The 25,658-nt window shown below is 38.9% G+C and carries 28 protein-coding genes; 14 read left to right on the plus strand and 14 right to left on the minus strand.

Features of this window, described 5'->3' with window-relative positions; genetic code table 11:
- Window positions 1-253 precede the first annotated feature (253 nt).
- From dusB to PX700_RS04040, 8 genes are all read left to right on the plus strand, one after another.
- Window positions 254-1,225, plus strand: coding sequence for a tRNA dihydrouridine synthase DusB (gene dusB, locus PX700_RS04005; protein WP_415637569.1), 972 nt, complete (start codon window positions 254-256; stop codon window positions 1,223-1,225).
- A 19-nt stretch (window positions 1,226-1,244) separates the two neighbouring features.
- On the plus strand, window positions 1,245-1,535 hold the full coding sequence (fis, locus tag PX700_RS04010; RefSeq protein ID WP_002957804.1) for a DNA-binding transcriptional regulator Fis: 291 nt from the start codon (window positions 1,245-1,247) through the stop codon (window positions 1,533-1,535).
- 325 nt (window positions 1,536-1,860) lie between these two features.
- On the plus strand, window positions 1,861-3,447 hold the full coding sequence (gene purH, locus PX700_RS04015) for a bifunctional phosphoribosylaminoimidazolecarboxamide formyltransferase/IMP cyclohydrolase (RefSeq protein WP_479519923.1): 1,587 nt from the start codon (window positions 1,861-1,863) through the stop codon (window positions 3,445-3,447).
- 106 nt (window positions 3,448-3,553) lie between these two features.
- Complete coding sequence (locus tag PX700_RS04020) at window positions 3,554-4,375, plus strand: class I SAM-dependent methyltransferase (RefSeq protein WP_165727128.1); 822 nt, start codon at window positions 3,554-3,556, stop codon at window positions 4,373-4,375.
- A 15-nt stretch (window positions 4,376-4,390) separates the two neighbouring features.
- Window positions 4,391-5,674 carry a phosphoribosylamine--glycine ligase gene (gene purD / locus PX700_RS04025; RefSeq protein WP_479519924.1) on the plus strand — a complete coding sequence of 428 codons (1,284 nt, stop codon included), beginning with the start codon at window positions 4,391-4,393 and terminating at the stop codon, window positions 5,672-5,674.
- Between the two features lie 112 nt (window positions 5,675-5,786).
- Window positions 5,787-8,327: an EAL domain-containing protein gene (locus PX700_RS04030; RefSeq protein WP_479519925.1), complete on the plus strand. Its 2,541-nt coding sequence runs from the start codon at window positions 5,787-5,789 to the stop codon at window positions 8,325-8,327.
- Window positions 8,328-8,349: 22 nt separating this feature from the next.
- Window positions 8,350-9,159 (plus strand): DUF2797 domain-containing protein, encoded by an 810-nt coding sequence (locus PX700_RS04035; protein WP_479519926.1) that lies wholly within the window; start codon window positions 8,350-8,352, stop codon window positions 9,157-9,159.
- Between the two features lie 6 nt (window positions 9,160-9,165).
- A complete protein-coding gene (locus PX700_RS04040) occupies window positions 9,166-9,459 on the plus strand; it encodes a hypothetical protein (RefSeq protein ID WP_479519927.1) in 294 nt (97 codons plus the stop codon).
- A gap of 8 nt (window positions 9,460-9,467) precedes the next feature.
- Here the strand turns inward: PX700_RS04040 and PX700_RS04045 are convergent, their stop codons facing one another.
- The 6 genes from PX700_RS04045 to PX700_RS04070 form a co-directional block, all read right to left on the minus strand.
- A complete protein-coding gene (locus tag PX700_RS04045; protein ID WP_479519928.1) occupies window positions 9,468-10,385 on the minus strand; it encodes a histone deacetylase family protein in 918 nt (305 codons plus the stop codon).
- A 134-nt stretch (window positions 10,386-10,519) separates the two neighbouring features.
- On the minus strand, window positions 10,520-12,061 hold the full coding sequence (locus tag PX700_RS04050) for a serine hydrolase (protein ID WP_479519929.1): 1,542 nt from the start codon (window positions 12,059-12,061) through the stop codon (window positions 10,520-10,522).
- Between the two features lie 15 nt (window positions 12,062-12,076).
- Window positions 12,077-12,571, minus strand: coding sequence for a gamma-glutamylcyclotransferase family protein (locus tag PX700_RS04055; RefSeq protein ID WP_479519930.1), 495 nt, complete (start codon window positions 12,569-12,571; stop codon window positions 12,077-12,079).
- A gap of 32 nt (window positions 12,572-12,603) precedes the next feature.
- The gene (locus PX700_RS04060; protein ID WP_479519931.1) at window positions 12,604-13,230 is read right to left on the minus strand and encodes a LysE family translocator; all 627 of its coding nucleotides are present in this window, start codon (window positions 13,228-13,230) and stop codon (window positions 12,604-12,606) included.
- Window positions 13,231-13,241: 11 nt separating this feature from the next.
- The gene (locus PX700_RS04065; RefSeq protein ID WP_479519932.1) at window positions 13,242-14,015 is read right to left on the minus strand and encodes a hypothetical protein; all 774 of its coding nucleotides are present in this window, start codon (window positions 14,013-14,015) and stop codon (window positions 13,242-13,244) included.
- Between the two features lie 47 nt (window positions 14,016-14,062).
- Window positions 14,063-14,548 carry a CreA family protein gene (locus tag PX700_RS04070; protein ID WP_197111571.1) on the minus strand — a complete coding sequence of 162 codons (486 nt, stop codon included), beginning with the start codon at window positions 14,546-14,548 and terminating at the stop codon, window positions 14,063-14,065.
- Window positions 14,549-14,757: 209 nt separating this feature from the next.
- Here PX700_RS04070 and PX700_RS04075 point away from each other — a divergent pair, with 209 nt between their 5' ends.
- Window positions 14,758-15,087 (plus strand): 5-carboxymethyl-2-hydroxymuconate Delta-isomerase, encoded by a 330-nt coding sequence (locus PX700_RS04075; protein WP_166421783.1) that lies wholly within the window; start codon window positions 14,758-14,760, stop codon window positions 15,085-15,087.
- Window positions 15,088-15,145: 58 nt separating this feature from the next.
- Here the strand turns inward: PX700_RS04075 and PX700_RS04080 are convergent, their stop codons facing one another.
- The gene (locus tag PX700_RS04080; RefSeq protein WP_479519933.1) at window positions 15,146-17,026 is read right to left on the minus strand and encodes a methyl-accepting chemotaxis protein; all 1,881 of its coding nucleotides are present in this window, start codon (window positions 17,024-17,026) and stop codon (window positions 15,146-15,148) included.
- Window positions 17,027-17,807: 781 nt separating this feature from the next.
- On the opposite strand from PX700_RS04080, the gene PX700_RS04085 reads away from it, so the two are divergent.
- Entirely contained in the window at window positions 17,808-17,954 is a 147-nt protein-coding gene (locus PX700_RS04085; RefSeq protein ID WP_479519935.1) for a DUF4437 domain-containing protein, read from the plus strand.
- Window positions 17,955-18,594: 640 nt separating this feature from the next.
- Window positions 18,595-19,911, plus strand: coding sequence for a tyrosine-type recombinase/integrase (locus tag PX700_RS04090; RefSeq protein WP_197185559.1), 1,317 nt, complete (start codon window positions 18,595-18,597; stop codon window positions 19,909-19,911).
- Window positions 19,912-19,973: 62 nt separating this feature from the next.
- Here the strand turns inward: PX700_RS04090 and PX700_RS04095 are convergent, their stop codons facing one another.
- The 6 genes from PX700_RS04095 to PX700_RS04120 form a co-directional block, all read right to left on the minus strand.
- Window positions 19,974-20,141 (minus strand): hypothetical protein, encoded by a 168-nt coding sequence (locus PX700_RS04095; RefSeq protein WP_008136936.1) that lies wholly within the window; start codon window positions 20,139-20,141, stop codon window positions 19,974-19,976.
- Window positions 20,142-20,149: 8 nt separating this feature from the next.
- Window positions 20,150-20,875, minus strand: coding sequence for a zeta toxin family protein (locus PX700_RS04100; RefSeq protein ID WP_479519936.1), 726 nt, complete (start codon window positions 20,873-20,875; stop codon window positions 20,150-20,152).
- Window positions 20,876-21,262: 387 nt separating this feature from the next.
- Window positions 21,263-22,138 (minus strand): hypothetical protein, encoded by an 876-nt coding sequence (locus PX700_RS04105; protein ID WP_479519937.1) that lies wholly within the window; start codon window positions 22,136-22,138, stop codon window positions 21,263-21,265.
- Window positions 22,135-22,362, minus strand: a complete 228-nt coding sequence (locus PX700_RS04110; protein WP_008138913.1) for a helix-turn-helix transcriptional regulator — start codon at window positions 22,360-22,362, stop codon at window positions 22,135-22,137. Before PX700_RS04110 ends, PX700_RS04105 begins: the two co-directional genes overlap by 4 nt.
- Before the next feature lie 258 nt (window positions 22,363-22,620).
- Entirely contained in the window at window positions 22,621-23,001 is a 381-nt protein-coding gene (locus tag PX700_RS04115) for a hypothetical protein (RefSeq protein ID WP_479519938.1), read from the minus strand.
- The gene (locus PX700_RS04120) at window positions 22,998-23,189 is read right to left on the minus strand and encodes a hypothetical protein (RefSeq protein ID WP_479519940.1); all 192 of its coding nucleotides are present in this window, start codon (window positions 23,187-23,189) and stop codon (window positions 22,998-23,000) included. The genes PX700_RS04115 and PX700_RS04120 overlap by 4 nt, the downstream gene beginning before the upstream one ends.
- 88 nt (window positions 23,190-23,277) lie before the next feature.
- On the opposite strand from PX700_RS04120, the gene PX700_RS04125 reads away from it, so the two are divergent.
- The 3 genes from PX700_RS04125 (at window position 23,278) to PX700_RS04135 (ending at window position 25,103) form a co-directional block, all read left to right on the plus strand.
- Window positions 23,278-23,544 (plus strand): helix-turn-helix domain-containing protein, encoded by a 267-nt coding sequence (locus PX700_RS04125; RefSeq protein ID WP_101162788.1) that lies wholly within the window; start codon window positions 23,278-23,280, stop codon window positions 23,542-23,544.
- A 463-nt stretch (window positions 23,545-24,007) separates the two neighbouring features.
- Window positions 24,008-24,229 carry a hypothetical protein gene (locus PX700_RS04130; RefSeq protein ID WP_182755711.1) on the plus strand — a complete coding sequence of 74 codons (222 nt, stop codon included), beginning with the start codon at window positions 24,008-24,010 and terminating at the stop codon, window positions 24,227-24,229.
- A complete protein-coding gene (locus PX700_RS04135; RefSeq protein ID WP_479519941.1) occupies window positions 24,222-25,103 on the plus strand; it encodes a site-specific integrase in 882 nt (293 codons plus the stop codon). The genes PX700_RS04130 and PX700_RS04135 overlap by 8 nt, the downstream gene beginning before the upstream one ends.
- Window positions 25,104-25,135: 32 nt before the next feature.
- On the opposite strand, the gene PX700_RS04140 is transcribed toward PX700_RS04135, so the two are convergent.
- On the minus strand, window positions 25,136-25,651 hold the full coding sequence (locus PX700_RS04140) for a hypothetical protein (RefSeq protein ID WP_182820086.1): 516 nt from the start codon (window positions 25,649-25,651) through the stop codon (window positions 25,136-25,138).
- Between the last annotated feature and the right edge of the window lie 7 nt (window positions 25,652-25,658).

Genomic DNA, 25,658 nt, shown 5'->3' on the forward strand with positions numbered 1-25,658 from the left:
ACTCAAAACATCTACGTAAAGCCTGTATTTAACAGGCTTTACTATTTTTTTACATATCAAAATATTTTCTGATTATTGTATAAAAAATAAAGACTGTACGAATTTCAAACAAATAAACCCAATTGTCATATGGTTATCAAATGTCAATACGAAAAGGGCAAAAAAAAGTTACTTTTGTTCAATTTATAGCCTTTGATTTTTGTGAAAAAAACCGTAAACTTAGCGCCCCTTGAAAAGAGGCCTATTGAATATAGTGCGTATCGGTAAATACCAACTTGAGAATAATGTAATTGTCGCGCCAATGGCTGGCATTACAGACAGACCATTTAGACAACTTTGCCGTCGTTTAGGCGCAGGGCTAGCTGTTTCTGAAATGCTATCGTCTAATCCTAAGGTTTGGAAAACGGAAAAGTCGATGAACCGTATGGATCACAGCGGTGAATCGGGTATACGCGCGGTGCAAATTGCAGGAGCAGACCCTGAGCTTATGGCGCAGGCCGCACAATTCAATGTTGCTAACGGTGCACAGATCATAGATATCAATATGGGGTGCCCAGCAAAAAAAGTGAACAAGAAACTCGCAGGCTCTGCCTTATTACAGTTTCCTGAACTTGTGGAAGAGATTATTGATGCAGTCGTTAATGCTGTTGATATACCTGTGACACTTAAAATCCGTACAGGATGGGATCCGGATAACCGTAATGGTGTAGAGATTGCGAGAATAGCTGAACGTTATGGCATTGCATCACTTGCTGTACATGGGCGTACGCGCGCATGTATGTACAAAGGTGAAGCAGAATATGACACGATTAGGGATATAAAACGTTCAGTGTCGATTCCTGTTGTTGCCAATGGTGATATTACATCACCAGAAAAAGCAAAACAGGTTTTAGACTATACGGGTGCAGATGCCATTATGATTGGCCGAGCCGCCCAAGGTCGCCCTTGGATATTTAGGGAGATAGACCACTATTTGCGAACTGGAGAACATTTACAGCCACCTGCTATTGCAGAGGTACGCAGTATTTTAATGGAGCATTTAACAAACCTCCATATGTTTTACGGTGAGCCAATGGGAGCGCGAATTGCTCGCAAACATGTATCTTGGTATTTGCAAACCCATGACAGTGATGGTCAGTTTAGGCGAGTATTTAATGCGCTCGACAACCCACAGGCACAGGTCGTCGCATTAGAGCAATACTTTAAAACACTAGCAGCTAACTAAGAAAGAAAGAGACTTAATAATGTTCGAACAAAACGTGACTTCTCCATTTATCACTAACCCTCATGTTCAGTCACACGAGAAACCGCAGCCATTGCGTGATGCAGTAAAAAAAGCTGTTCACCACTATTTAAAGCAGCTTAACGGTCAAGATGTGCAAGACGTTTACGACCTTGTTCTTTCAGAGCTAGAAGCGCCATTACTTGAAGAAGTAATGACATATACACGCGGTAACCAAACTCGTGCAGCTATTTTACTAGGTATCAACCGTGGTACTTTACGTAAAAAGCTTAAAAAATACGGCATGAACTAATACCAATTATATTGAAAGCGTAAGTATTCTAACGAGCTAAACAAGCCCATAACGTCGTTAAAAATTTCTTATGTAGAATAACTACACTGCAAAATTTTTGCCTTGTTATAGACTTATTTTTCTATCGTTATAATTACTTACTAATCCAATACAACTGGTATTATGCAAAAAAAGCACCTTAGGGTGCTTTTTTTATGCCCGTAATTTAATAGCCAAATTGCAAAATGCTCACCCTCATTGGCGCTTTATAAGTCGTTTTTTGAGTAGTAATCAGTTAAAATGCCCGCTTCTAAGCTAGCTCATTAACTGAGGAAATCAAACTACAATGGATACTCATCGTCCCATTCGTCGCGCACTATTAAGTGTGTCTGATAAAACCGGTATTGTTAAATTTGCCCGCGCACTAGAAGCGCAAGGTGTTGATATATTATCAACTGGCGGCACATGCAAACTTCTTGCTGAAAACAACATAAAAGTGACTGAAGTGTCAGATCACACAGGTCATCCAGAAATTATGGATGGTCGTGTAAAAACACTTCACCCAAAAATTCACGGCGGTATCTTAGCCCGTCGCGGACAAGATGAAAACGTAATGGCAGATAACAACATTTCTGCTATCGACATAGTTGTAGTTAACTTATACCCCTTTGCGAATACTGTCGCTCAAGAAAACTGCAGCCTTGAAGATGCCATTGAAAATATTGATATTGGCGGCCCTACAATGGTTCGTGCAGCAGCTAAAAACCACAAAGACGTAACTATTGTGGTAAACGCGAGCGACTACGACCGTGTTATTAGTGAAATGCAAAGCAACAATGGCTCAACAACGTACAAAACACGTTTTGATTTAGCGATTGCTGCTTACGAGCATACAGCCGCATACGATGGCATGATTGCTAACTACTTTGGTAAAATGGTTCCTGATTACACAGAGGAAGCTGCTGAAGAGACTAAATTCCCACGTACTATTAATATGCAGTTTACTAAAAAGCAAGATATGCGTTACGGTGAAAACTCGCACCAAGATGCTGCTTTTTATGTTGAAAGTGACATTGTTGAAGCATCAGTTGCAACGGCCACTCAACTACAAGGTAAAGCCCTTTCGTTTAACAACATTGCTGATACCGATGCAGCCCTTGAGTGTGTTAAAGAATTTGATGTACCTGCGTGTGTTATTGTTAAACACGCAAACCCGTGTGGTGTTTCAATTGGGGACAACATCCTTGAAGCATACGACCGTGCATTTAAAACAGACCCTACATCAGCATTTGGTGGCATTATTGCCTTTAACCGAGAACTAGATGCAGCAACTGCACAAGCTATTGTTGACCGTCAGTTTGTTGAAGTAATTATTGCACCCAGTATTTCGAGCGACGCTGCAAAAATTATTGAAGCTAAAAAGAACGTTCGTTTATTAGAATGTGGACAGTGGACAGGTAAAGCCGCTGGTCAAGATATTAAACGCGTTAATGGCGGTATTTTAGTTCAAGATCGCGACTTAGGCATGGTAACGCAAGGCGACTTAAAAGTTGTTTCTAAGCGCCAGCCTACAGAGCAAGAACTTAAAGATTTACTGTTTTGCTGGAAAGTAGCTAAGTTTGTTAAATCAAACGCGATTGTTTATGCCCGTGACGGCATGACTATTGGTGTAGGCGCGGGCCAAATGAGCCGCGTATACTCAGCTAAAATTGCAGGCATTAAAGCAGCTGACGAAAACCTTGAAGTTAAAGGTTCAGTAATGGCATCTGACGCATTCTTCCCATTCCGTGATGGAATTGACGCAGCCGCAGCCGCTGGTATTACTGCGGTAATTCAGCCTGGTGGCTCAATGCGCGACGAAGAAGTGATTGCAGCCGCTGATGAAGCCGGTATGGCAATGGTACTTACTGGTATGCGCCATTTCCGCCACTAATCACACAAAGGGTTAAACGTTGGTTTAACCCTTTTTGTTTGCTATAAATTCACGTATTCTGATTATTCAATAACCTATTTAAAATTATAATGTGAAGGAACAAACAATGAAATTTGCGCTAAAATCGCTACTTGTAGCCACACTAACGATGACATCGACGATGGCTCTAAGCCATAACCACGAATCGAGCCTTGAGCATGCACTTCAATCAAGTGAACGTAGCGCTAAAAACAGCGTTCGTGACGAATATCGTCACCCGGCTCAAACATTGGCATTTTTTGGCTTTAAACCAACTATGACAGTTGTTGAAATTGCGCCAGGCGGTGGTTGGTATAGTGAAATTTTAGCGCCAGCACTAAAAGAGCAAGGCACTTATTATGCCGCGCACTTTCCTGCTGATTCATCAGTTGGCTACTACCAACGCTCTCTTGCAGGCTTTAAACAAAAAGTAGCTGAAGATGAGCGCTTTAGTAGCGTTAAAATTACTGAGTTTGCACCTGTAACACATTTAGATATTGCGCCAGCTGGCAGCGCCGATATGGTTTTAACTTTCCGTAATGTACATAACTGGTATATGGGCAAAGATAAAAGCGGTGCATTAAGTGCATTCCAAGCTTTTTATAAAGCCCTTAAACCAGGTGGTACATTAGGTTTAGTTGAACACCGTTTAGCTGAAGAACGTGCTGACGAAGATCAAAAAACAACAGGTTACATGAAGCAGAGCTACGTAGTCGACCTAGCTAAACAAGCTGGGTTTGAATTAGTAGCAAGCAGTGAAATAAATGCAAATCCAAAAGATACAGCCGATCACCCTAAGGGTGTATGGACGCTACCACCAAGCTTAAGACTCGGCGAACAAGATGCCGACAAATATAAAGCCATTGGTGAAAGCGACCGCATGACGCTGAAATTTAAGAAACCGCTTTAAATAGGAATTTTCGCCATGAATGTTTTAGTCATTGGCAGCGGCGGCCGCGAACACGCTCTTGCGTTTAAAGCCGCTCAAAACACCAAAGTAAATACTGTATTTGTAGCCCCTGGTAATGCAGGTACTGCACTTGAACCAAAACTTGAAAACGTAGCAATAAACGTTGACGACTTAGAGGGTCTACTTAGTTTTGCACAACAAAACAATGTAGAGCTTACTATTGTAGGTCCAGAAATACCGTTAGTACTGGGTGTTGTTGATAAGTTTCGTGAACATAACATGGCTATTTTTGGCCCTACAGCGGGTGCAGCCCAGCTTGAAGGCTCTAAATCGTTTACTAAAGACTTTTTAGCACGCCACAATATTCCGTCAGGCGATTACCAAACGTTTGAACAAATTGACCCTGCCCTTGCTTATTTAAAAGAAAAAGGCGCGCCAATTGTTGTAAAAGCAGATGGTTTAGCTGCGGGTAAAGGCGTAATTGTCGCCATGACCGAGCGTGAAGCTGAAGATGCTATTCGCGATATGCTTGCGGGTAATGCGTTTGGCGATGCGGGAAGTCGTGTTGTTATCGAAGAGTTTTTAGACGGTGAAGAAGCGTCTTTCATTGTAATGGTTGATGGCAAAAATGTATTACCCTTTGCAACCAGTCAGGATCATAAACGCGCTTACAATGGCGATGAAGGCCCTAACACAGGCGGCATGGGTGCATACTCACCAGCGCCAGTCGTTACTGATGAAATCCACCAGCGTATTATGAATGAAGTGATCTACCCTACGGTAGAAGGCATGGCAAGCGAAGGCCATCCGTACACCGGCTTTTTATACGCAGGTTTGATGATTGACGAAACAGGTACCCCTAAAGTAATCGAGTACAACTGTCGTTTTGGCGACCCTGAAACTCAACCAATGATGCTACGTTTGCAATCAGACCTAGTTGAATTGATTGAGGCTGCTAACCGTGTAGAACTTGATAAAACAACGATTAAGTTTGACCCACGCGCAGCTGTGGGTGTTGTACTTGCAGCTAAAGGTTACCCTGGTGATTACCCTAAAGGTGATGCAATTTCGGGACTAAAAGTTGATTACCCTGCAGGTGAAAAAGTGTTTCATGCAGGTACTAAGCAAAGTGGCAATGACGTTGTAACCGCAGGCGGTCGCGTATTATGCGCAACAGCACTAGGTAACACTGTTACGCAAGCGCAGCAGCGTGCCTATGAGCTTGTTAAAGAGATTAGCTGGGATGGTATGGAATATCGTACAGATATAGCTTACCGTGCTATTGCACGCGAGCAATAGTCTATAATACCTATTCATTGGTATAACCAGTTAATTTAACTAAAAAAGCGCAGTTTACCTGCGCTTTTTTAGTGCTACACTAATTAAAAGGTTTTTTAAAAGTACACAAACGTTGGAACTAAGAACTTTACGCTATCATTCAATTGCTGTTGCCATACTGATATTTATATTTTTTATAATCAGTACATTGGCATCAAACTTAGTCGTGCCTACACGATATACAATTGATAAAACGGCTCCAATGTACCTCGATTACGCCTACTATATTGACGAAACCAAAACTAAAACATTCAACACTATTATTAACCAACCTGAACTACTTACCCATCAACCATTTTCAGATGTTCCATGGAGTTTTAGCCAGCAAAACTATTGGTTATTTCTTGATTTAGAAAATAAAAGCCTTAATAAGCAAAATGTTGTAGCACACTTTGATAACCCTATGGTGGACCATCTTACGGTTTATCGCCTTGATAAAAACAATAAACTAATTGAAACATACAAGTTAGGCGATAAAGAGGAAGGCCTCTCTTTATTTGAATATAGCGTGCCGCATATTCGTTTTTTGGTAGAGAGAAGATCTTCACAGCGTTTGGTAATGAAAATAGACACCATTGGCATAAGTAAAACACCTGTAAACTTATATCGTGATAAAGAGTTTATTGATTTAGTTCGCTCTCAAACGGGGATCTGGGGGATTTTTGTAGGTGTCCTATTAATGGCTGCGCTTTATAATTTGGTGCTTTACTTTGGTATAAAGGACCGTGTTTATTTAATTTATATTGGTTACATAGTTAGCGCTATAACGCTAATGGGAGCCGTATTAGGCTTTGGCTTTTATTTATGGCCTAAGCAATGGCAGCTATTTATTCACGAGCAAGTCGTGTTTAGTAATTACGGAGTCGCCTTTTTTACCCTTGCCTTTTGCACCATGTTTTTACGCTATCATAAAGATAAATGCTGGCGCTATAAAATGAGCATAACCTTACTTTGGCTTATGTTTATTCTTGCTGTGTGTAGCTTGTTTATTTCTGAAAACATAGCGGCGCCTATATTTTTTGGTGTGATGGCACTGCTTTATATTACCTGTATTATTTTAATATATAACAAGTTACGCAGTGGCTTTAGATGGGCTAAGTTTTATGTTTTTTCATGGATACCGCTAATAATTGGTGCGTTAATTCAACCTATGGAACTCACCGGTTTTTTACCGTATACCTTTACTACACGCCATGCGTTTTTAGTCGCTATTTTGTGCGAAGTTATTTTAATGGCCATGGCACTAGCAGACCGAGTAAGGTATCAGCGCGAACGTGCGCTTTACCATGCCACGCACACACAACAAACAAGATTACTTAATAGCTCAAAGCTAAAACAAGCATTTATGGCCCTACAAAGCCAAAATCGCTCAACAACTTTGTGTTTAATAAAAATACGTCACTTTAATTCGCTCAATACTATTATTACCTCATCTCAAGGCTACACACTTATAAAGCATGTGGCCAAAGAGCTTGAATTAGAACTGAGCCATGAACGCGAATTTACAAACCTCGAAACAGATTTAAACACCAGTCCACGTTTAGCCGATTTAAGCAGTGGCGTATTTGCCTGCATTTCTACTAAAACACAAAACCAAGAAATGCTAGAAACACTACTGACTAAAATAATTAGTAGCCTACCAAAACAATATGAAATTAAAGGGCTGAACTTACAGCTTAGTTACAGCATAGGAATTAGTAATGCAGGTAAGAGTAACGATTTTGAATACTGGCTAAAGCGTGGTTATTTAGCGCTTAAAGAGGCTAAAAGTAAACTTAACCAAGTGGGCTCATCATCAAGCAAAAACAACCTGATGATGGATGTTACTTTAGCGGCTAAGTTGCAACAAGCTATCAAAACAAATCAACTAGCGCTTTACTACCAACCTCAAATTAATTTATTGAGTAACCAAGTCAGTGGTGCTGAGGCTTTATTACGTTGGCCAGACCCAACTTACAGTAACTTATCAATAGAAGAGTTGATAACACTTGCTGAGCACACTGGTATTATTAACGAGCTAACACTGTGGGTAATAGAGCAAGCCTGTAAAGACATAGTTGAGCTTATAAAAAATGGCTATAACGAGCATACAATTAGTGTAAATTTGAGTGCTAAAAATCTAACTATAAATAACTTAGCCGAAAAAGTAGAAAACATTTTAATTAAATACCAAGTGCCAGCTTACTTACTTAAATTTGAGCTAACCGAATCTGCCTTTGTAGACAGCCAAGATGCACTTATAAAATTAGTCGATGAGTTAACAGCATTAGGTATTAAAGTGGTATTGGATGACTTTGGGACCGGCTATGCGTCACTTAGCTACTTAGTTAACTATCACTTTAGTGAGCTTAAAATAGATAAGTCGTTTGTTTTTGATTTACCTAATAACCCAACTCACCAAGTTATTGTACAAACAGCGATTGATATGGCGCATAACCTTAATTTATCAATAACAATTGAAGGAGTAGAAACCCAAGAGATTCATCACTTACTCAAAGATATGAACGCTGATAACGCCCAAGGTTATTTATACGCAAAAGCACTGCCTTACACCGACTATTTATACTTCTTAAAAAGCCAATATAGCTTAAAAATGTTAGACTCCTCTTTTTAACATCTTTAGGGGCCAAGTAAAGATGCAAGGCACATTGCGTAAACTAAAATCGAGCTTAACCGAGCCAGTACAATACCACTTACCTGTAGGTGAACACCTAGTAGACTTAAATGCATTTATAGGTAGAGAACTTACACTTACCTTTAGCGGCACTATTTTATGCTCTAACTGCGGTAAAAAAACTAAAAAAAGCTATTCTCAAGGTCACTGTTTTGTATGTATGCGCAAGCTCGCTAGTTGCGATATGTGTATTATGAAACCAGAAACCTGTCACTACGACCAAGGCACCTGTCGAGAGCCAAAATGGGGCGAAGCGAACTGCATGATCCCACACTATGTATATCTCGCTAATACCTCAGGGTTAAAAGTGGGCATTACTCGCCACACACAAATACCGACTCGTTGGGTTGATCAGGGTGCGACTCAAGCATTGCCTATTTTTAAAGTGCAAACTCGCCTGCAATCAGGTTTAGTGGAAGTTGCATTGGCTGAATTTATTGCCGACAAAACTAATTGGCGCAATATGCTAAAAGGTCAAAACGAAGCAATTGACTTAAAAGCCGCTGCAGCCGAACTGATCCCACAAATTAGTGAAAAGCTAAACGAGTTAAGTGAGTTATTTGGCGCAACAGCAATAGAACAACTTGATGAAGATGTGGTTGATTTAGATTTCCCAGTAACCGAGTACCCAACAAAAATCAGCTCATTTAACTTTGATAAAGACCCTGTTGTAAGCGGTGTTTTACAAGGCATTAAAGGCCAATACTTAATTTTTGAAAAAGGCGTTATTAATATTCGTAAATTTACGTCTTACGAAGTAACGGTAGGCTAAAGTGCTATGTTAAACAGCTACCCACAGTTATTGGTTATTTATAATGAGCTTGAAATAGCCCATAACCAAGAAGAGCAACAAGAGTGCTTACACAGTGTCATGCAAAGTGAACTAAGTGATGTGCGAGTACTTAATAAGCAAGGTGACTATCTTAATTTACAAGGTATTGCTTGCCCTGCTCTGAGTGGCGAGCAGCTAGCACTGCTGGTTACAGCTTACTTATTAAATGAAGGGCAATGTTGCCTTGGTAAAATTAAAACCCTAAGCACAACCCAGGCGTTTGATTTACTAGGGTTATAAAGCCCTCTTTAAAGCTCAGTAAGCACTTTTATATGCGCTACAGCACTGCGACCCAACGCTGATAGCGCATAGCCACCTTCTAAATACGAGATAACACCTTTGCATCCGCCCTCTTTTGTTACTTTACATAGCTGCTCGGTCAGCCAAATGTAGTCATCCTCTACAAACTTTAAGCTTGCCATGTCGTCCTCTAGGTGGGCATCAAACCCTGCGCTTATAAAAAGTAATTCAGGCTTAAACGCTTTTAATTTTGGTAACCATTGCCCAGTAAACACCTCTTTTAGGTCATCGCCATTACTGGCAATTGGCAGAGGTGAATTAACGATATGGCTATTATTTTTAACCGCTGTATTTGGATAAAACGGATACTGAAATAACGAACAAAGCAGTACATTTTCGTCATCAATAAAAATGTCTTGAGTGCCATTCCCATGGTGTACATCAAAGTCAGCAATCGCAATGCGCTTAATCCCTTTGCTTTTAGCGTACTTAACGGCAATAGCTAAGTTATTAAACACACAAAACCCAGATGATGAATCTTTATTAGCATGATGCCCTGGTGGGCGTACTGAGCAAAAAGCAGCATCGAGTTTATCGGCAAGTATTTCATCAACCGCTAACAACCCGGCACCTACTGCACGCTCAATCGCTTTAAACGAATCGGGGCACAACCACGTATCGCCGTCTAAATTAGCGAGCCCTTCGGTTGGTAGCGTGTTTTCTACGTGTTTAATGAGCGCTTCATCATGGGCTAATAAATAATGATCACGCTCAGCCTTAGGCGCTTGTAGGTGTGTTAAGCCAACATCTACACCACTTGCAAGTAATCGGTCGGTAATTGCATCTAGGCGCTCTGGGCACTCGGGATGATCGTCTATCATTTTATGCTTACGGCAATGAGGGTGTGAAATAACTGCAGTACGCATAAAATGCTCCTAGCCAAAGTAAATTGAGTGTTTAATATAACAAAGCCACCGACAGGTGGCTTTGCGACTTTGGTTTATATCGATACTTTAAATATTGATACTTTAAATATCGGTACTTTAAATATCAATATTAGCTATTTTGCTTTTAAATGTAGGTTTCTAAAGTCAAAGCTAAAGTCGGTTACTTGTGTTGATACTGCGCGCATTTTAGCGCTGTTCACTCTATTTTTAGTACTCATATCAAAAGTAATGAACGCATCCGCTTCAAGTAGCTTTTCGTCCCACTTAACAATAAATGTATTACCGGTGTAATGCTCAAGTGTGCCTTTTAAGCGCTTAGTGTGCGTAAAATCAATATGCAATTTACTATCAAGCTGCTCAATAATTACATCGCCGTACCAATCATCGTGCAATGTACCAGTGTAATTAATGTTTGGTAATTGCGGTTGGTAGTCAGCGGGGGCTTCTGGTTTTGCATTAGCGTATGCTTGCTGTTTGCCTTCGAAATGGCTTTTAGCTAAATCCTCTACCCAGTCTTTATCTTCAAGCTCAAGCGCACCTTCAAGCACTTCATGTGTTACTGCCGAAAGCGCACCAAAAGCTTGTTGATTAGATAAAATAACAATACCGAGCTTTTTCTCAGGCAATAAAGTAACTTGCGATACCATTCCTAAAATACCACCACCGTGACCTAACTTTTTAAAGCCGTGATAGTCCTCAATACTCCAACCTAATCCATAACCTCTAAACTGCTGATGATACGACTCAAACGCGCTTTTAGACGCCATAGACGTAATATGTGGGTGCCACATTTGCGCTTGTTGCTTTTCGCTAAACAGCTGCTCGCCATTTGGCATTTTTCCGCCCGCTAACTGCGTACGAAGCCATTGGCTCATATCACTTACACTTGAAGCAATGGCACCTGCGCCTCTAAAATCTTCTAAGTAATTAACAAAAAATGGATGAAGCGTGCCATCCATAGGAATATGACCGGTAGCCCAGTTTTTATTACTTTTAGGAATACGTGAAAAGCCCGCGCGTGAATTATCCATGTGCAGCGGCTGTAATATGTTTTTTTCGATATAATCGTTCCAGCTCATACCTGATACACGGGCAACCACTTCGCCAGCGTTAACAAACATTAAGTTGTTATAAGCGTACTTGCTGCGAAAACTGCTAGCCGGTTTTAAGTACTGTAATCCCGCTAAAATTTCATCAACTGATTTATCGGTACTTGGCCAAATCATTAAATCGCCTTGCCCAAGTCCGAGCCCACTGCGGTGGCTTAATAAATCACGAATACGCATTTCGCGTGTTACGTATGAGTCGTATAATCTAAACTCTGGCAAATGATCAATTACGCGGTCATCCCAGCTTAATTTACCTTCATCAACCAACTTAGCTAGCGCTGCTGTTGTAAACGCCTTGGTGTTTGACGCAATACCAAATAGGGTGTCTTTGTTTACTTTTTTATTGGTATCAAGGTTAGTTACACCAAAGCCTTTAGCAAATATCACTTTATCGTTTTCAACAATAGCGACTGCCATACCGGGTACGTCAAAACGTGCCATTGACGCTTTAATAGCATCGTCAATTTTGTTGGTATCGACTTGTGCCCAGCTACTAAACGTAGTGCTAGCTAATAATACAATTGCGGCAAGTTTGGTTAATTTCATATCAATCCTATTTTATTATTTTTGATGAACTGCAAACTCAATGGCTGCGCGTTCTTGATTGGTATCGCTTTTTTGTGCGCGATTTAAAATGGCATCACTGTATTCTTTTGGTACGCCCGCTTCAAGTGATCCGCGATGAACGTGTTTTATGTACCAATCGTATGGGAGTACATCGCTGTCGTGCGTATTAGCTATATAACAATGTGCGGCTACAGTCTCACCGCTTAAAAGCGTTGGGGTTATATCTACGCAATCGTAACCCACGCCTTCTATACCATCTAAAATAGCTTTTTCATCTTCATTAAGCTCGTAAATAACGCCGTAAACCAGCGCGTCTTCTTTATCGCTTGGGCAAATACTGCATTTACCTGAGCCATCTTTAAATAGCATATCAAAAGTAAGTTCGTAGCCTTTAAGTACCGCAGTTCCTACACGCTTTACATTGGGTAAGCGCGCTAGCAAACGATTAGATGACATATTAGAGCCAAACGAAAAATTATATAACGGCATTTTATCTCCTACTCTCTAATTAAAAATATAACTTAAATAACAACGCGAATAGCCAAAGCAATTAAAATTACACCTATACCTCTATCAAACCAGTAACCACTTTTTTGAAAAAAGCCGCGCACACTCGGTTTACAAAGCACTAACGATAACATTGAAAACCACGCCCAAGTAGCCAATGCCATGTACACGCCGTAGCCGACCTGTATGCTAGTAGGTGTTGTTGGGCTAATCACGAGTGTAAATAACGACATAAAAAACAATGTGGCCTTTGGGTTTAATGCATTGGTGAAAAAGCCGCGTCTAAAGGCCAGCCAAACAGATTCTTCGGCTACCGTTTTTGTTTCTATATTGTCTTGATTACTTGTTGGTGGTTTTGCCGCTCTAAGCGCTTGTACGCCTAAATAAGCTAAATACGCACCAGCAACATATTTAAGCGCCATAAACAAACTAGGTGACTGCGTTAAAATAAGCGCAACACCTAAAACGCAATAGGCAACGTGCAGTAAAATAGCAGCGCCAACACCGGCGCTTGTCCACAATGCATTGCGTCTACCTTGTTGCACACTTTGCTTAAGTACTACGGCAAAGTCAGGCCCTGGGCTTGCTACTGCAAAAAAATGAGCAATAACAATCAGTAAAAATTCATCTAAGTATTCCACGCAGATCCTTGCTAGTTTGGCGAATAAGCTAATAACAGCGGGTTAGCCGAGTTATTTACCAATGCTTTAATTTCTTTTTGCGCTTTTTTAAACTGACCGCGCAAATGCGGCTTTAGGTGCTTTTTAGAGTCTTTATCATTTTTAAAGTAACTAATAAGAGCATGCATAAATACCGTGTGCGTTTCACTTAACTTAGCTTCACGATTAGCGTATGGGTTATAACAAGAGCCACAACCCCCTTTAAACTGATACACCGTGTTGCTCATCATTACACCAAACCCTAAAAAGCAGGCAAGCGCATCGGCAGCTTGTGGTAAATAATCTTTACCTCCAGGTGGTAATACACCAACATGATGAATAAGTATGGTTGCCAGTGTACCTGCATAACTTGCTACTAAATCTTGTGGTTGATTAATCTGATTTGGATTAAAAGAAATATTAATCGTATGGCTTGGCGGCACAATTAAATGACTACCTTCGCCACGTATTTTTTCACTAAATTCAAAATGCGGAAAAACCTGCGGTTGTAATTGCTGAGGTGCAACTAACTGAATAGGCCATCCATTCATACCCGCGTAATTAGTAACGCGGGTAAAAACGTTGGTCGCCATCTCTTCAATGCTCGACACCGAATCAGGAAAAAACGTGGCTGTTGGCAGTATTATTTGGGTGTGCTTAGTAAAAAAATCAGCCTCAAAATTTTCTACGGCCCAAATAAATGTATCAATAAGCCATTGCTGTTCTTGCTGCTCTAATAATGGCTTTGATTTAAATAAAGCTAACATAGTGTGCTCTTTTAGGTTTCAGTTTAAGTGTTACTTTAGGTGCTGCTTTAGTTTTTTTGTGTAAGCGCCCAATCCCACGCTTGAGTATTGTATAGCGGCACTGTTGATAGTGCATGGTGGTGGCTACCACTAGATTCTTTAGTTGAATACGATAAATACAATAAAGTACGGTTTTCAGCATCGTAAATACGGCGCACTTTTAGTGATTTAAATAATATACTTTTAGATGATTTAAATATCACTTCACCTGATTTACTGCGGTCTATTTTTTGTAGCTGCTGCGCTGTAATAGGCCCCGTTTGACGACATGCTATAGACATATCAGAGGGATCTGAAAAGTCCAAATTAGCCTCTATATGACTAATATGACAAGTAACGCCTTCGAGGATTGGATCTTGCTGCGAATTAACCACAACATCTTTAGTTGTAAATAACCCAAGGCTTACCGACGCAACATCATCAGAGCAAGCACTTAACGTAACAACTGCACCTGCAAGTAACGCTAAACGTTTAAATTTTTGTGGTAATTTCATACTTATCCTTAATCAATATATAGGTAACTTAGTAGCTAAGTTACTAAGCGAAGGTTCACCTGTTTGTTTTTATACTAACATCAAAAATAAATACGACTAAATTAGTTTAAAGTAAACATTTTAATGTCGTGAGGGGTTAGCGAGTATCGACGTATTTGGTACAATAAGGCTCTCGTCGCAAGTAGTAACTCATAATAGGAAACGCTGTAATGCCGCATATTATTATTGAACACTCAGAAGATCTCCCTGTATTACCACAAGTTCTCGTAGAAAAAATCCACAACACCGCCTTCCAAAGTAACTTATTTGAATTAGAAACCATAAAAACGCGCGCTATTGCTTATCAGCAATATCAACTAGGCGCAGGAAAATCAGGGTTTATACATATTGCGGTACATATATTGGCTGGGCGCTCAATTGAGCAAAAGCAAATGCTAAGCGAACTATTACTTTCGTGCTTAAAAACGTATTGTCGCGATTCAGATAGCTTAAGCGTAAACATTTACGATATTGAGCATGAGATATACCGTAAAAACTAATTAAAAAGCGCGTTATAAATTTTTATAACGCGCTTCATCTTGTTCATTGCAATTTATACTAAAGCGTAAACTTACCTAGTAAATCTTTGAGCTTGTTCGACTCTTTATTTAAACCATTGCACAGCTCTTCTGAGTTTTTCATATTTTGTTTTGTTTGCTCGGCTGAGTCAGAAATCATCACTACATTTTGACTAATTTCTGATGTGGCTAATGTTTGCTCTCTGGTTGCTGTAGCCACTGAGCTATTTAACTCACTAAGAGTGACAATTTCCTTCGAAATCTCCGTTAAAGTACTGCCAGTCAATTTTAATCGTTCTGCATTTTCTAAGGTGTTTTTACTGCCAAGATCTATAGCAGATACAGTCCCCGAGGCTTTAGAGTTTAAAGACTCTATCATTTCATTAATTTTCTCAGTTGATTCAGCTGTACGCATCGCAAGCGTTCTCACTTCGTCAGCAACTACAGCAAAGCCCCGACCATGCTCACCCGCCCTTGCCGCTTCAATCGCTGCATTTAAAGCCAGCAGATTAGTTTGCTCTGATATCGCTTTGATAACATCAAGTACCTGTGAAATCGATTTTATTTCGCCAGACAACTCTAAAACCGAAGCTACAGAGCTTGCCATTGCTGACTCTAACTGCTCCATTTGCTTAATGGTGCTATTTACAAAATCAACGCCTTTGAGAGTAGTTTCCTCGGTTAGCGAAGCTATACTTGACGCGTTATCTGCACTGTTTGAAATGTCCTGCACAGTCACTTCCATTTCATTAACCGCAGCAGCAACTGTTTGCGTACTTGACGACTGTACTTCAGCTAAATTAGCAGCTCCTTGGACCTGCACAAGTACGCTTCCAGAAATACTTTTAACATGATTTGCCGAATCAGAAACCTGTTTGAACATGCTATGAAGTTGCTCTAAGAATAAGTTAAAATTTGCTGCAAGTTCTGATATCTCATTGCTATCCTCGGTAGGCAGGCGCGCTGTTAAATCGCCATCTTTTTTAGTTAACGCATTAACGGCATTATTTATATTTTTAATTGGCCTAAATATTTGCCCTACCAATAGCCGCGCTAATACAAAGCCAATTATGGCAATAATTACACCAAATAATAAATTACTATTAATAGCACTATTTATAGGTCCATATAATTGCTCTTCTGGAATTTCAGCTACTAAATGCCAGCCGAGTGATTCAATTGGTGTGCTTGAAACAATATAATCGTCATCACCCATTTTTTTATTAACGATAGCTCCATTTTTAATGTCGTTAATATTAACTTTTTGCCCCATTTTATCTCTATCGCTGTGAAGCATTACTTCACCTTCGTTAGAGACTAAATACACCACACCGGCTTTACCAATACGATATTCATTAATTAAGCTGATCATCGAATCGAGCGAGCGCCCTACGCCTGTAATAGCAAGCCGCTCGCCGTTAATTTCTAATGCATAATTGATAAATACCACCATGGTGTTAGTGGCTTTATCAATATCTAAAGCTATTTCAAACTTTTTGCTCGATGACAAAAATTGATCAAACCATACATCTTCACTTCTTACTATTTTCCTAGATATTCCAGTATCGGTGTAATAGTTATTGGTATTTTTTGAAATAATATAGGCAATCACAGCTTTATTATCTTTTTTAATGCTGGCTAAATAGTCAATATAATTGTCTCTTACCTTCTCATTTTCACCATTTTCTAGCCACTGCTTTACAAATAAGTTTTGCGCTATTTCTTTAGCAACAATGATAGGAGTGGACAACTCAAGCTCAATTTTACTTTTTACTTCACTTAGAGCGGTTGGTAAATCAACATTTGCAAGCTTTTCATCGGTGTGACTTTGTATACTATTAGAAAATAAAAAGGTAGAAACGGCCAACGGCGCTACAATTGCCAATATGAGACTTAAATAGACTTTTTGTTTTAATAACATGCTATACCTATAAAATTATTAGAAGATCAAATCAACACTCGCTAATAATAAATATAGGCTTTACCATTCAATAAACCTAATAATTAAAAAAATTAGAAAAATTAGAGAAAAAAGAGGGGTTCTTGCATTAAAAGCTAATATAGAGGGACAAAATTAGGCGTAATAAGTTGCTTACTAGGCAGTGCTAACAACATTTCAGTGAATGAAAATTTATACTCTACATTAACCTTCCTAGTCTGCCGGTTAATAAATATTAAGCTACATCAATTACTGATTTTTTACAATGCCCACTCAATCAGCACACCAACACCAGGCTATATCACCATAGTTAACGGCTTATCATGCTTAGCAATGTAACTTGGGTAAGCGCATAAGATATAAGGGATGTTGTAAATTTTAAACCCGTGTAAATTTAGCTCTTTTGCTGCTTCTTTAGTAATTGCCCATCAGCACTATCAGTACGGCTATTACTGACTTGCAAGCGCAGTGAAACCTAACAGTATTTATCCATAATGTTATTAAGTAAAACACGCATTAAACCACGGACTATTTCTGAAAATATCGCCATACGCACTTCGCCGCTAATTGACTGCTGCTCTTCGTGTATCAGCAATTATACTTGTAGTCGCCTCTAGACCATCACCATTCTTCGTACAGCAAAGCACATCAAAAGAAGTTGACGTTAACGATATTGATGCGACAGCCTCAACCCGCTCGGTAACGATAAGAGTTCAGGTGCAGCCGTTATTTTGGGTAACCACACAGCAGATGCAGTACAGGTATGCTAGTTAGCTTTAAAAAGGGGTTTAAATTTCCACCGCACATTTACAGTATTACTTATCGCCGTATTGTTATTGAAAGCCAAATGAATAACGACAAGCCTGCAACTATCTACATTCGTACTAACAGTAAGTACCAAGTTAATTAATACCAATTCGCTTAATTAAGTGATCTATTTTGAGACTGAAAAACGTGTTGATAGCTAGGAAAAATCGCTATTTAGTTGCTCTCGGCAATTGCTCCTGCATTGCTCTACCTTCTGCATCCATGCAGTCGTAAATGAGAATTTTTTAACGCAGGTAGCGACACGTTCAGCCCCCGCAAAATGATTAAGTATTATTGCGGATTGGTATAAATACCTAACGCCTCTGGCAGCTATTGCTAGAGGCTAATTATCAGCCTCTTTAAACCTTCATATGCAAATACAGCTACCCCTCTCGAATACTAAAATACAAACACAAAAGTACGCAAACCAATTAATTTATAACAATGGCCATGACTGAAACTTATCATTTTAATTTTTGAAGTTGAAATTTAATAAAAATAGGGGGAAATAAAAAATAGAAAGCTTTGAAAAGTGGTGGCCCCTCCCAGACTCGAACTGGGGACCTAACGATTATGAGTTGCAAAACAAGGACTTACTACGAGTTACTTTTTGATATAACTATTTACTAATTTTCATAGCTATATCATAGGGTTATTGAATAAAACTCACCTCTGATGCATAAATCATTATGTATTTCAAAACGTTAAATTTTACGTTCAAAGTAGCACAGAGGTAGCACCATATGTCAGACACAAAATTTCGCTTCACAGAATTGTCGCTTGAAAAGATAGAATCAAACGGTAAACGCACTCGCTATTATGACAATCTATTGTCAGGACTCATTTTAGATGTGAGCGTAGCAGGTAAGAAGTCATTTAGAGTTTATAAAAAGATACCAGGAAGAGAAACCCCTATTAATGTCACCCTTGGGTACTTTCCATCAATTACACTTGATGATGCAAGGCGAATGGCTAAAAAAGTAATGGCAGATATTGCTGAGGGTATAAACCCAAACGATCTTAAGCGCCAATTTAGAGCCGCTTCTATTACTCTGAAAGAAGCCTTTGAGTCATATATTGAATCTAGAGATCTTAAGCCTATAACTGTAAGAGGTTATCAACAAAAAATAGATTGCTACCTACCTGATTGGCATAACAAGCGCCTAGCCGATATAAATCAAACAATGATTTTAAAGCGCCAGCGAGAAATAACCTCAAGAAGCCCTGCTCAAGCAAATTATACCATGCGCCTAATGCGTGCTTTATTTAACTTTGCTAAAGCTGAATATAAGTCTTCAGAAGGCCGAACATTATTTCCAGAAAACCCTGTAAGTGTACTTTCTGAAAAACGAAACTGGAATAATATAAAGCGTAAAACAACACGTCTGCGCCGATCACAACTAAAACCATTTATAGATGCATTATATGAAGTCAGAAATGAAGCTGCTAAATATCGTAAAAATAGCCGTGTAGGTTTTTGTGACTACCTAGAATTTTTGACCTTTTCAGGCTTGAGAAGATCTGAGTTACTGCAACTCAAGTGGTCACAGGTACACCTTGAAGATAGGATATTCATCCTCAAGGATACAAAAAATGGCTTAGACGTCGAGTTTCCTATTACAGATCGATTAACTGAGATATTTAATCGACGAAAAGAATATAAGATATCTGACTATGTTTTTGGGACAAACAGTAAAAAGGGCTACCTAACTGATCCTAAAAAAACGTTGAAACATGTATGCCAAATTGCAGGAGTAAAAATTACTTCGCATGATTTACGCAGAACATTTACATCTATGGCTGAGAGTAGCGGAGTGTCAGGTTACCTCCTGAAACGCCTTCTAAACCATATTACAGATAAAAGCGACGTAACTGCTGGCTATTTAATTTTAACTGCTGAGGAGCTTAAAGAGCCAGCGGAAAAGGTAACCGAAACAATCGCAAAATATGCAGGCTTGATTGAGCAAGAGCCAGAAAATAAAATGACCGAAATGAAAAGTTTATTAGCAAACTTAACTAAGGTACAAAAGATTGAGTTGATGAGTGCTTTGCTAAGTTAAAATTTATGCTGAATCAGTTTACTTTAAATCTAAAAAAGTCCCTTAGTGGGACTTTTCATTAATTACCTTTGAGTTGCAGACGCTTTATTGACAAGCTGCACTTGAGAGGTAATAGCGCGCTCAATAACTTGACTATAAACTCGCTTCTTCTCGCTTGAACTAGAATCTAACACAAAATCTGAAAGCTTAGAGTTTTGCGTTGGCTTTGGCTTAATTAAATTTGAAAACATAAACACTCCTAAAGCTCGTTTTTTGAGCTGGATGGTGATTCTATCAGGCTCTCCAGATCTTCTCTAGTGAATTTTTCATCTAAATGATGCTCTATTGCCTGAACGTTATCGTGATAAAAACGTGTTTTGCCCTTATTATTTTTAACTAATAAATCCACTTGAATTTGACTACCAAACTTGAGCTTAAGTTCCCTTATAGCCTCCTGAGAAGCAAAGAACTGATCAATAAAGGTCTCAGGTAGAATTCTACGTCCTTCTAGCTTTTCTCTTGCCTCAACGAACTCCCAAGCGAGGTCTGGTTTTTGATATACAAACAGAATTAGTACTTGCCTTTCCTTACGGATAGAGCGTTCAATATTCTTTTTTGCAACATCGTAACTTGCCAAAGTCCCATCTAACAAAAAAGATTGCTTGTTTTTAAACGCATGGTCAAGTGTTCGCTCTACAATAAAAGAAACTGCGCGATGAAATAAATACGAGTTATCACCTGTATAACCAGGTATAAGCTCTCTCAGTTCATCAGGATCAAGCCTAAGTACATTATCAGCTCCAATTTCTTCCAAAAAGGCTTTTGAAGCTTCAGTTTTACCTGCACCAGGCGAACCAGCCATAAAAACAGAAACTGGTCTTGCTTCGGGAGGAAACTGGTTTTTGTCTGTTAACTCGCGAGCTATACGAGTCCTATTACTTTTAGCATAGCTTATCGCCTGCCGCTCTAGTTCTTCTGGTGTCATATAAAACCTTAATTATCTCTATTCATTATGTCACTTAAGTAGTTATTCGCAAGTGATCAAACTCAGAGTAAGTCTATAGAAGATGAAACGTCTTTTATGTAAGGCGGCTCTTTTCATACACATAATTTTTATTCACAATTCGTGCCTATTAAATTAAGTTTTTTTGTTTTTTAGTTATTAAAGCTATTAAGTAGCACGCTGCATCCACTGATAATAAAGGGCTACAAAGGTGTTACTATTCGCAAGTGACAAACATCTGTACGTCAGTAACAAACTTTTAGTCGTCAGTAACATAAAGCGGTTCACCAGTGACAAACTTTTTTTCATGAGTGACGTTACTAATTATTACTTATACATAATTTATTCAATATACAATGAGACTGTTCATTACTCATGATATGTATAATTTTTTCCACGAAGAAAATTATTGCTGGGAGCTATTAGAATACCTAGATCTGAACTGTCAATTGAAACCCCCGCATTTGGATGGCATGTAAGAATAAGATCTAAAGCACGTATAAACCGTCGTTTGAATCGGCTAAGTTCAAGCCTTCTGAGATATGGAAATATATCTTTATGAAGAGTGGACCACGGCACGAAACTAACTCCACTTTTTTCATAACCTCGGCGAACTAAGTAGATGTATAAATCATGAGCAAGCACAATGTCTTTACTCCTAGCAAACTTAAGAAAACGTAAGTCGATTGAAATAATACCCTTTTTATAGGCTACAAGTGCTTTAAAGCTATTGGAGGGGATATAGAGAACTTCCTTGTATTTTGCGTTGTAAATGCCTAGATGCTGATCACCCAGTAAGTTATCAGCTTCTGCAAAAAAGCCTCTTCTTCTCAATTTATCTTTAGACTTTTCAGTTGGTTCAATTGTAAAGGTAATATCAAATACTCTCTTAAGAGCAAGCATAAAGTTTGCGTATGTACCGCCCGAGATTACCTTTTGCCCAGTAACTCGTTTAAACAGATCACTTACCGAGTTAGCAATTACATAAGATGGGAGTTCTGGTCTTCTGACAATTTCAGTTGTTAGGTAAGCAATAATCAATCTCGCATAGTGCCCATGCGGCAAAGGCTTCGAACTTTTCAATATGACTGTTGCGTATTTTCCGAAGCTCTTAACCTCAGATAAATCTGTTTCTTTAAGAGGTAAAACACACGGGTCAATTAAAAATGCAGGATAAAAACCAACTGTTTTCATCTTATAAGGACAATATTTTACAATCTCTTCAATCTGATCATCAGTACTCATTGGTGCATCACCGATTCACTTTTTATCAGTGGTTGCTCTTTTATCCAGTTATGAAACTCACTTATTGGGAATAAAGTTTTCCCACCTTGTTTAATATATGGTGGTAGCAGGTGCTCTGATTTACCTTTTCGATTATCGCAAAGCTTATTGTATAAAGTCTGTTTTGAAATACGCATTGCATCAGCGACTTCTTCTAGCGTATAAAATTGTTGTTTGATCTTCATTATTATTCCTATTAGTTATTGGAATAACCTATTCTCCACATATTTCTTAACCTGACTCTCAAAAAGGGGGGGGTCAATTTTTCGATGCTTTTTTTTAAAATAGTAAAAGATGGTAATACAAAGTAAGTCTGATGATCTAAAGTTAGATATAAGTAAGGGTCTTAGAAGGAAATTAGCACTTTATCGAATAATATAAGGCTAAATTTTTGCTCAAAACAGAGTGCTTAAAGTTTGGCATGCCAAACTCAAGCTAAAAATTTAATGAAAACTGTAGGTGATTGGCAAGTTTAAATCATGATCCCAATTGGAAAGCATAACAATCCATTGAAAAAAATGCTGAACGTCTTTTTCAGAATAACCACTATTCACAATCTTTAAAGACTCCGAGCGATTACAAAACATTTGATAACTTTCTTTTTGAATCTCCCAAATCTCACCTTCATCATTTATATAATGATGAAGCATAAAATCTAAGGTAAGCAATGAACTAATTAACTGAGATTCCGATATGTTATTTAATTGGCTACTTAATAGCGCTAATTGTTGATAGCTTTTCTCGCAACCATAAAGCTGTACTGATAATACTGCAAGCACAGGCTGATATGGTTTATTTTCAGGCTTAATCATATTACTTTTCACTTATAGAGCTCTCCACGGGCATGTGCATCTCTGGCCTCCTGTTCAGCATAGTCGTCCCCACAATGATTTACGCTTCCCATGCCATCACTGTACTCATCAATAAAGCGATCCTCCTCTGACTTATCGTCAACGTCTAAGATAACAGCCACGGCTACCGAACCAATAACCTTTAATGCTTTCCAAATCATATACCACCTCAAAAGCTAAGTATTACTTAGTATCTAAAGCACATTAAAGCTAAGAAACTCTTAGTTTTCAAGTTAAGAATAAATATAAATGAAAACTAATGATGACTCCCCTTTCCCAAAACGATTAAAAGAAGCAAGAAAAGCAAAAGGGCTATCTCAAAAAAAACTAGGGATCTTAGCTGGTATGGATGAGTTCGCAGCATCGGCCAGAATGAACCAATATGAAAAGGGTGTTCATGCTCCTGACTTCAAAACAGTTAAAGCATTAGCTCATATTTTAGAGGTGCCTACTGCATTTTTGTATTGCATAGAAGATGAACTCGCAGAAAAAATTTTATATTTCTGTAGCAAGTAGGTATTAAAGTTTGGCATGACAAACTTCCCTCCCCTGTAATTCAAACCATTTCAAAATGAGGCATCATGAGCAATTCGCCTCCTTTTTACTGGGCTTTGCCCAGACCCCGCTATGTAGAAGCCTAAAATCGGCTTACACATAGCGGGGTCTGGGGATATAAGGCGTTATACGCATACTTTTATTTGCAGATTGAAATGGTTTGAAAAAGTGCTAATCTAGAAACTAGTTTAGCTCTTAACGAGCAAAGAAAAATACAGGCGCTGTTCAGCTGCCTTCAAAACGTAGTAACGAGGTTTACAAGTTTCACTTCACTGTGAAGATCATATTGATGCTTTTACGTATCAAAAATAATTAATGGCGAGATCAGTCCGAGCCAAACGCTATGCGTTGGACAGGGGCGAATAGGCATTAGCCGCTGAGCTTTAATAGCCAGTCTATCTTACAAATCCCTTGGAGAGTTACTATGACCTTTAATGCTAAGGCTGAAGCATTGCGCCTAAAAAATGAAAAAAAGCTAATCAGTAAAAAACGATTTAAGCCATCCAAGCTCGATATTCATAAACACAAACTACTAGCGCTTCATAAAGAAGCAACAAGCATTGCTTGTTTGCAACGATGGCTTTTGCGCAAAGGAGTAAAAACACACTGGAGTACTGTAAAACGATGGATTGATAAAAATGCCTAAGTTCGCAAAGCCTGAAGCGCAAGCAGAAAAGCTAGCTAAAAACTTATACCAACACAAAATTATTAAATCGCTTGGCACTGCTCGTAATTATAAAACTGCACTTATAAAAATAGCTAGATGGTCAAAAGATATTGGCATTAATGGTCTGCAAGGAATGAGCATTCAGGATGCTTATAAATACCTTGATTATCGCAGTGAGTTTGCAGGCCAAAAAACGTTAGATATGGAACGGCAAGCAATCCAAGCTATGTTTAAACTCAACGGCAAACTAAGCCCAAAAGAAACGCTGACTGTAATAAAATCCGAGAAAGAGATAATCGAAAAGTCTCGCGCCTACACTCCAGCCCAAGCTCTCGCAATCAGTGAACATCAAACTAGAAATTATAATTTATCTACACAAATAGCCTACGCAGCAGGATTAAGAGCCCATGAACTTTTAACAATTGCCAGAGTATCAGATCGTAAAGCAGATAGCCGTCCAGCGCTAGACAGCAAATGGCTTGGTCGAGAAGGTAGTGTTTATACAGTGAAAGGCAAAGGCGGTCTAATCCGTGATGTATTAATACCTAACGCATTAGCTACACAGCTAGAGCAAAGGCGCTTAGCACAGCCTATAACGGTTCGTGATAGGGAAATTAACTATTTGCAACGTTATGATATTGGTGGTGGTCATAAATGGTCATGCTCATTCTCAAAAGCATCTAGCCGTACACTCTTTTTTTCTAATGGCGGGCATGGTCTTAGGCATAGCTACGCGCAAGAGAGAATGGCTGAGCTAAAAAGCTTAGGTTTAGCGAGAGCTATTGCTCTCGAAACTGTATCGCAAGAATTAGGTCATTTCAGGGCTGAAATTACTGAGGTTTACTTGAGATAGAAGTTCAGACTATTTAATGCACTCTTGATTCGTTAAGTTTTGCAGAATTTTAAGTCTTTAAAATCTATTTCTTTTTTTTTCATTACTTTTGCTGACTCAAAGAAAATAAATAGTTTTTTGGATTTATTACTATCAAGGAGTTCCTTTTTCCCCTTCAAACTGAGAAAAGCAACTGATGTAGAATTAGGCTTTACTTCTCTATCTTCGTGCAAGAGATTAAATTTTTGGTTTGTGGCTGTAAAACCACTCAACGTATTACCTTTAAAATCAGCTTGCAGTCTTCGATTCACTTGAGAAATCAGTTCCAAATCTAAAAATTTTCCATCTTCACCAACTACACCAAGACCCTCCACAAAACAACTGGTCTGTCCCGTATTTAAAATAGTAAGCTTTAATGCATCTGCAGGGCCATCCTCTAAAGCCATTAAAACAACACTATAGTCAATTTCAAATTTAGGCTTACCTCGCCTGTAAGTAAAAGTTGCGAGGGTTGCTCCATACAGCGCAACTGTAAACATTAAAATGTCTTTGACCAAAGTAGTATCCATACTTGCC

Source organism: Pseudoalteromonas sp. TP27 (genome assembly GCF_056470645.1).

Excerpts from the sequence above, each read along its gene's own strand:
- fis (WP_002957804.1), top strand. The coding sequence starts at position 1,245 with ATGTTCGAACAAAACGTGACTTCTCCATTTATCACTAACCCTCATGTT.
- purH (WP_479519923.1), top strand. The coding sequence starts at position 1,861 with ATGGATACTCATCGTCCCATTCGTCGCGCACTATTAAGTGTGTCTGAT.
- PX700_RS04020 (WP_165727128.1), top strand. The coding sequence starts at position 3,554 with ATGAAATTTGCGCTAAAATCGCTACTTGTAGCCACACTAACGATGACA.
- purD (WP_479519924.1), top strand. The coding sequence starts at position 4,391 with ATGAATGTTTTAGTCATTGGCAGCGGCGGCCGCGAACACGCTCTTGCG.
- PX700_RS04035 (WP_479519926.1), top strand. The coding sequence starts at position 8,350 with ATGCAAGGCACATTGCGTAAACTAAAATCGAGCTTAACCGAGCCAGTA.
- PX700_RS04040 (WP_479519927.1), top strand. The coding sequence starts at position 9,166 with ATGTTAAACAGCTACCCACAGTTATTGGTTATTTATAATGAGCTTGAA.
- PX700_RS04045 (WP_479519928.1), bottom strand. The coding sequence starts at position 10,385 with ATGCGTACTGCAGTTATTTCACACCCTCATTGCCGTAAGCATAAAATG.
- PX700_RS04050 (WP_479519929.1), bottom strand. The coding sequence starts at position 12,061 with ATGAAATTAACCAAACTTGCCGCAATTGTATTATTAGCTAGCACTACG.
- PX700_RS04055 (WP_479519930.1), bottom strand. The coding sequence starts at position 12,571 with ATGCCGTTATATAATTTTTCGTTTGGCTCTAATATGTCATCTAATCGT.
- PX700_RS04065 (WP_479519932.1), bottom strand. The coding sequence starts at position 14,015 with ATGTTAGCTTTATTTAAATCAAAGCCATTATTAGAGCAGCAAGAACAG.
- PX700_RS04070 (WP_197111571.1), bottom strand. The coding sequence starts at position 14,548 with ATGAAATTACCACAAAAATTTAAACGTTTAGCGTTACTTGCAGGTGCA.
- PX700_RS04075 (WP_166421783.1), top strand. The coding sequence starts at position 14,758 with ATGCCGCATATTATTATTGAACACTCAGAAGATCTCCCTGTATTACCA.
- PX700_RS04080 (WP_479519933.1), bottom strand. The coding sequence starts at position 17,026 with ATGTTATTAAAACAAAAAGTCTATTTAAGTCTCATATTGGCAATTGTA.
- PX700_RS04085 (WP_479519935.1), top strand. The coding sequence starts at position 17,808 with ATGCTAGTTAGCTTTAAAAAGGGGTTTAAATTTCCACCGCACATTTAC.
- PX700_RS04090 (WP_197185559.1), top strand. The coding sequence starts at position 18,595 with ATGTCAGACACAAAATTTCGCTTCACAGAATTGTCGCTTGAAAAGATA.
- PX700_RS04095 (WP_008136936.1), bottom strand. The coding sequence starts at position 20,141 with ATGTTTTCAAATTTAATTAAGCCAAAGCCAACGCAAAACTCTAAGCTT.
- PX700_RS04100 (WP_479519936.1), bottom strand. The coding sequence starts at position 20,875 with ATGACACCAGAAGAACTAGAGCGGCAGGCGATAAGCTATGCTAAAAGT.
- PX700_RS04105 (WP_479519937.1), bottom strand. The coding sequence starts at position 22,138 with ATGAGTACTGATGATCAGATTGAAGAGATTGTAAAATATTGTCCTTAT.
- PX700_RS04110 (WP_008138913.1), bottom strand. The coding sequence starts at position 22,362 with ATGAAGATCAAACAACAATTTTATACGCTAGAAGAAGTCGCTGATGCA.
- PX700_RS04120 (WP_479519940.1), bottom strand. The coding sequence starts at position 23,189 with ATGATTTGGAAAGCATTAAAGGTTATTGGTTCGGTAGCCGTGGCTGTT.
- PX700_RS04125 (WP_101162788.1), top strand. The coding sequence starts at position 23,278 with ATGAAAACTAATGATGACTCCCCTTTCCCAAAACGATTAAAAGAAGCA.
- PX700_RS04130 (WP_182755711.1), top strand. The coding sequence starts at position 24,008 with ATGACCTTTAATGCTAAGGCTGAAGCATTGCGCCTAAAAAATGAAAAA.
- PX700_RS04135 (WP_479519941.1), top strand. The coding sequence starts at position 24,222 with ATGCCTAAGTTCGCAAAGCCTGAAGCGCAAGCAGAAAAGCTAGCTAAA.
- PX700_RS04140 (WP_182820086.1), bottom strand. The coding sequence starts at position 25,651 with ATGGATACTACTTTGGTCAAAGACATTTTAATGTTTACAGTTGCGCTG.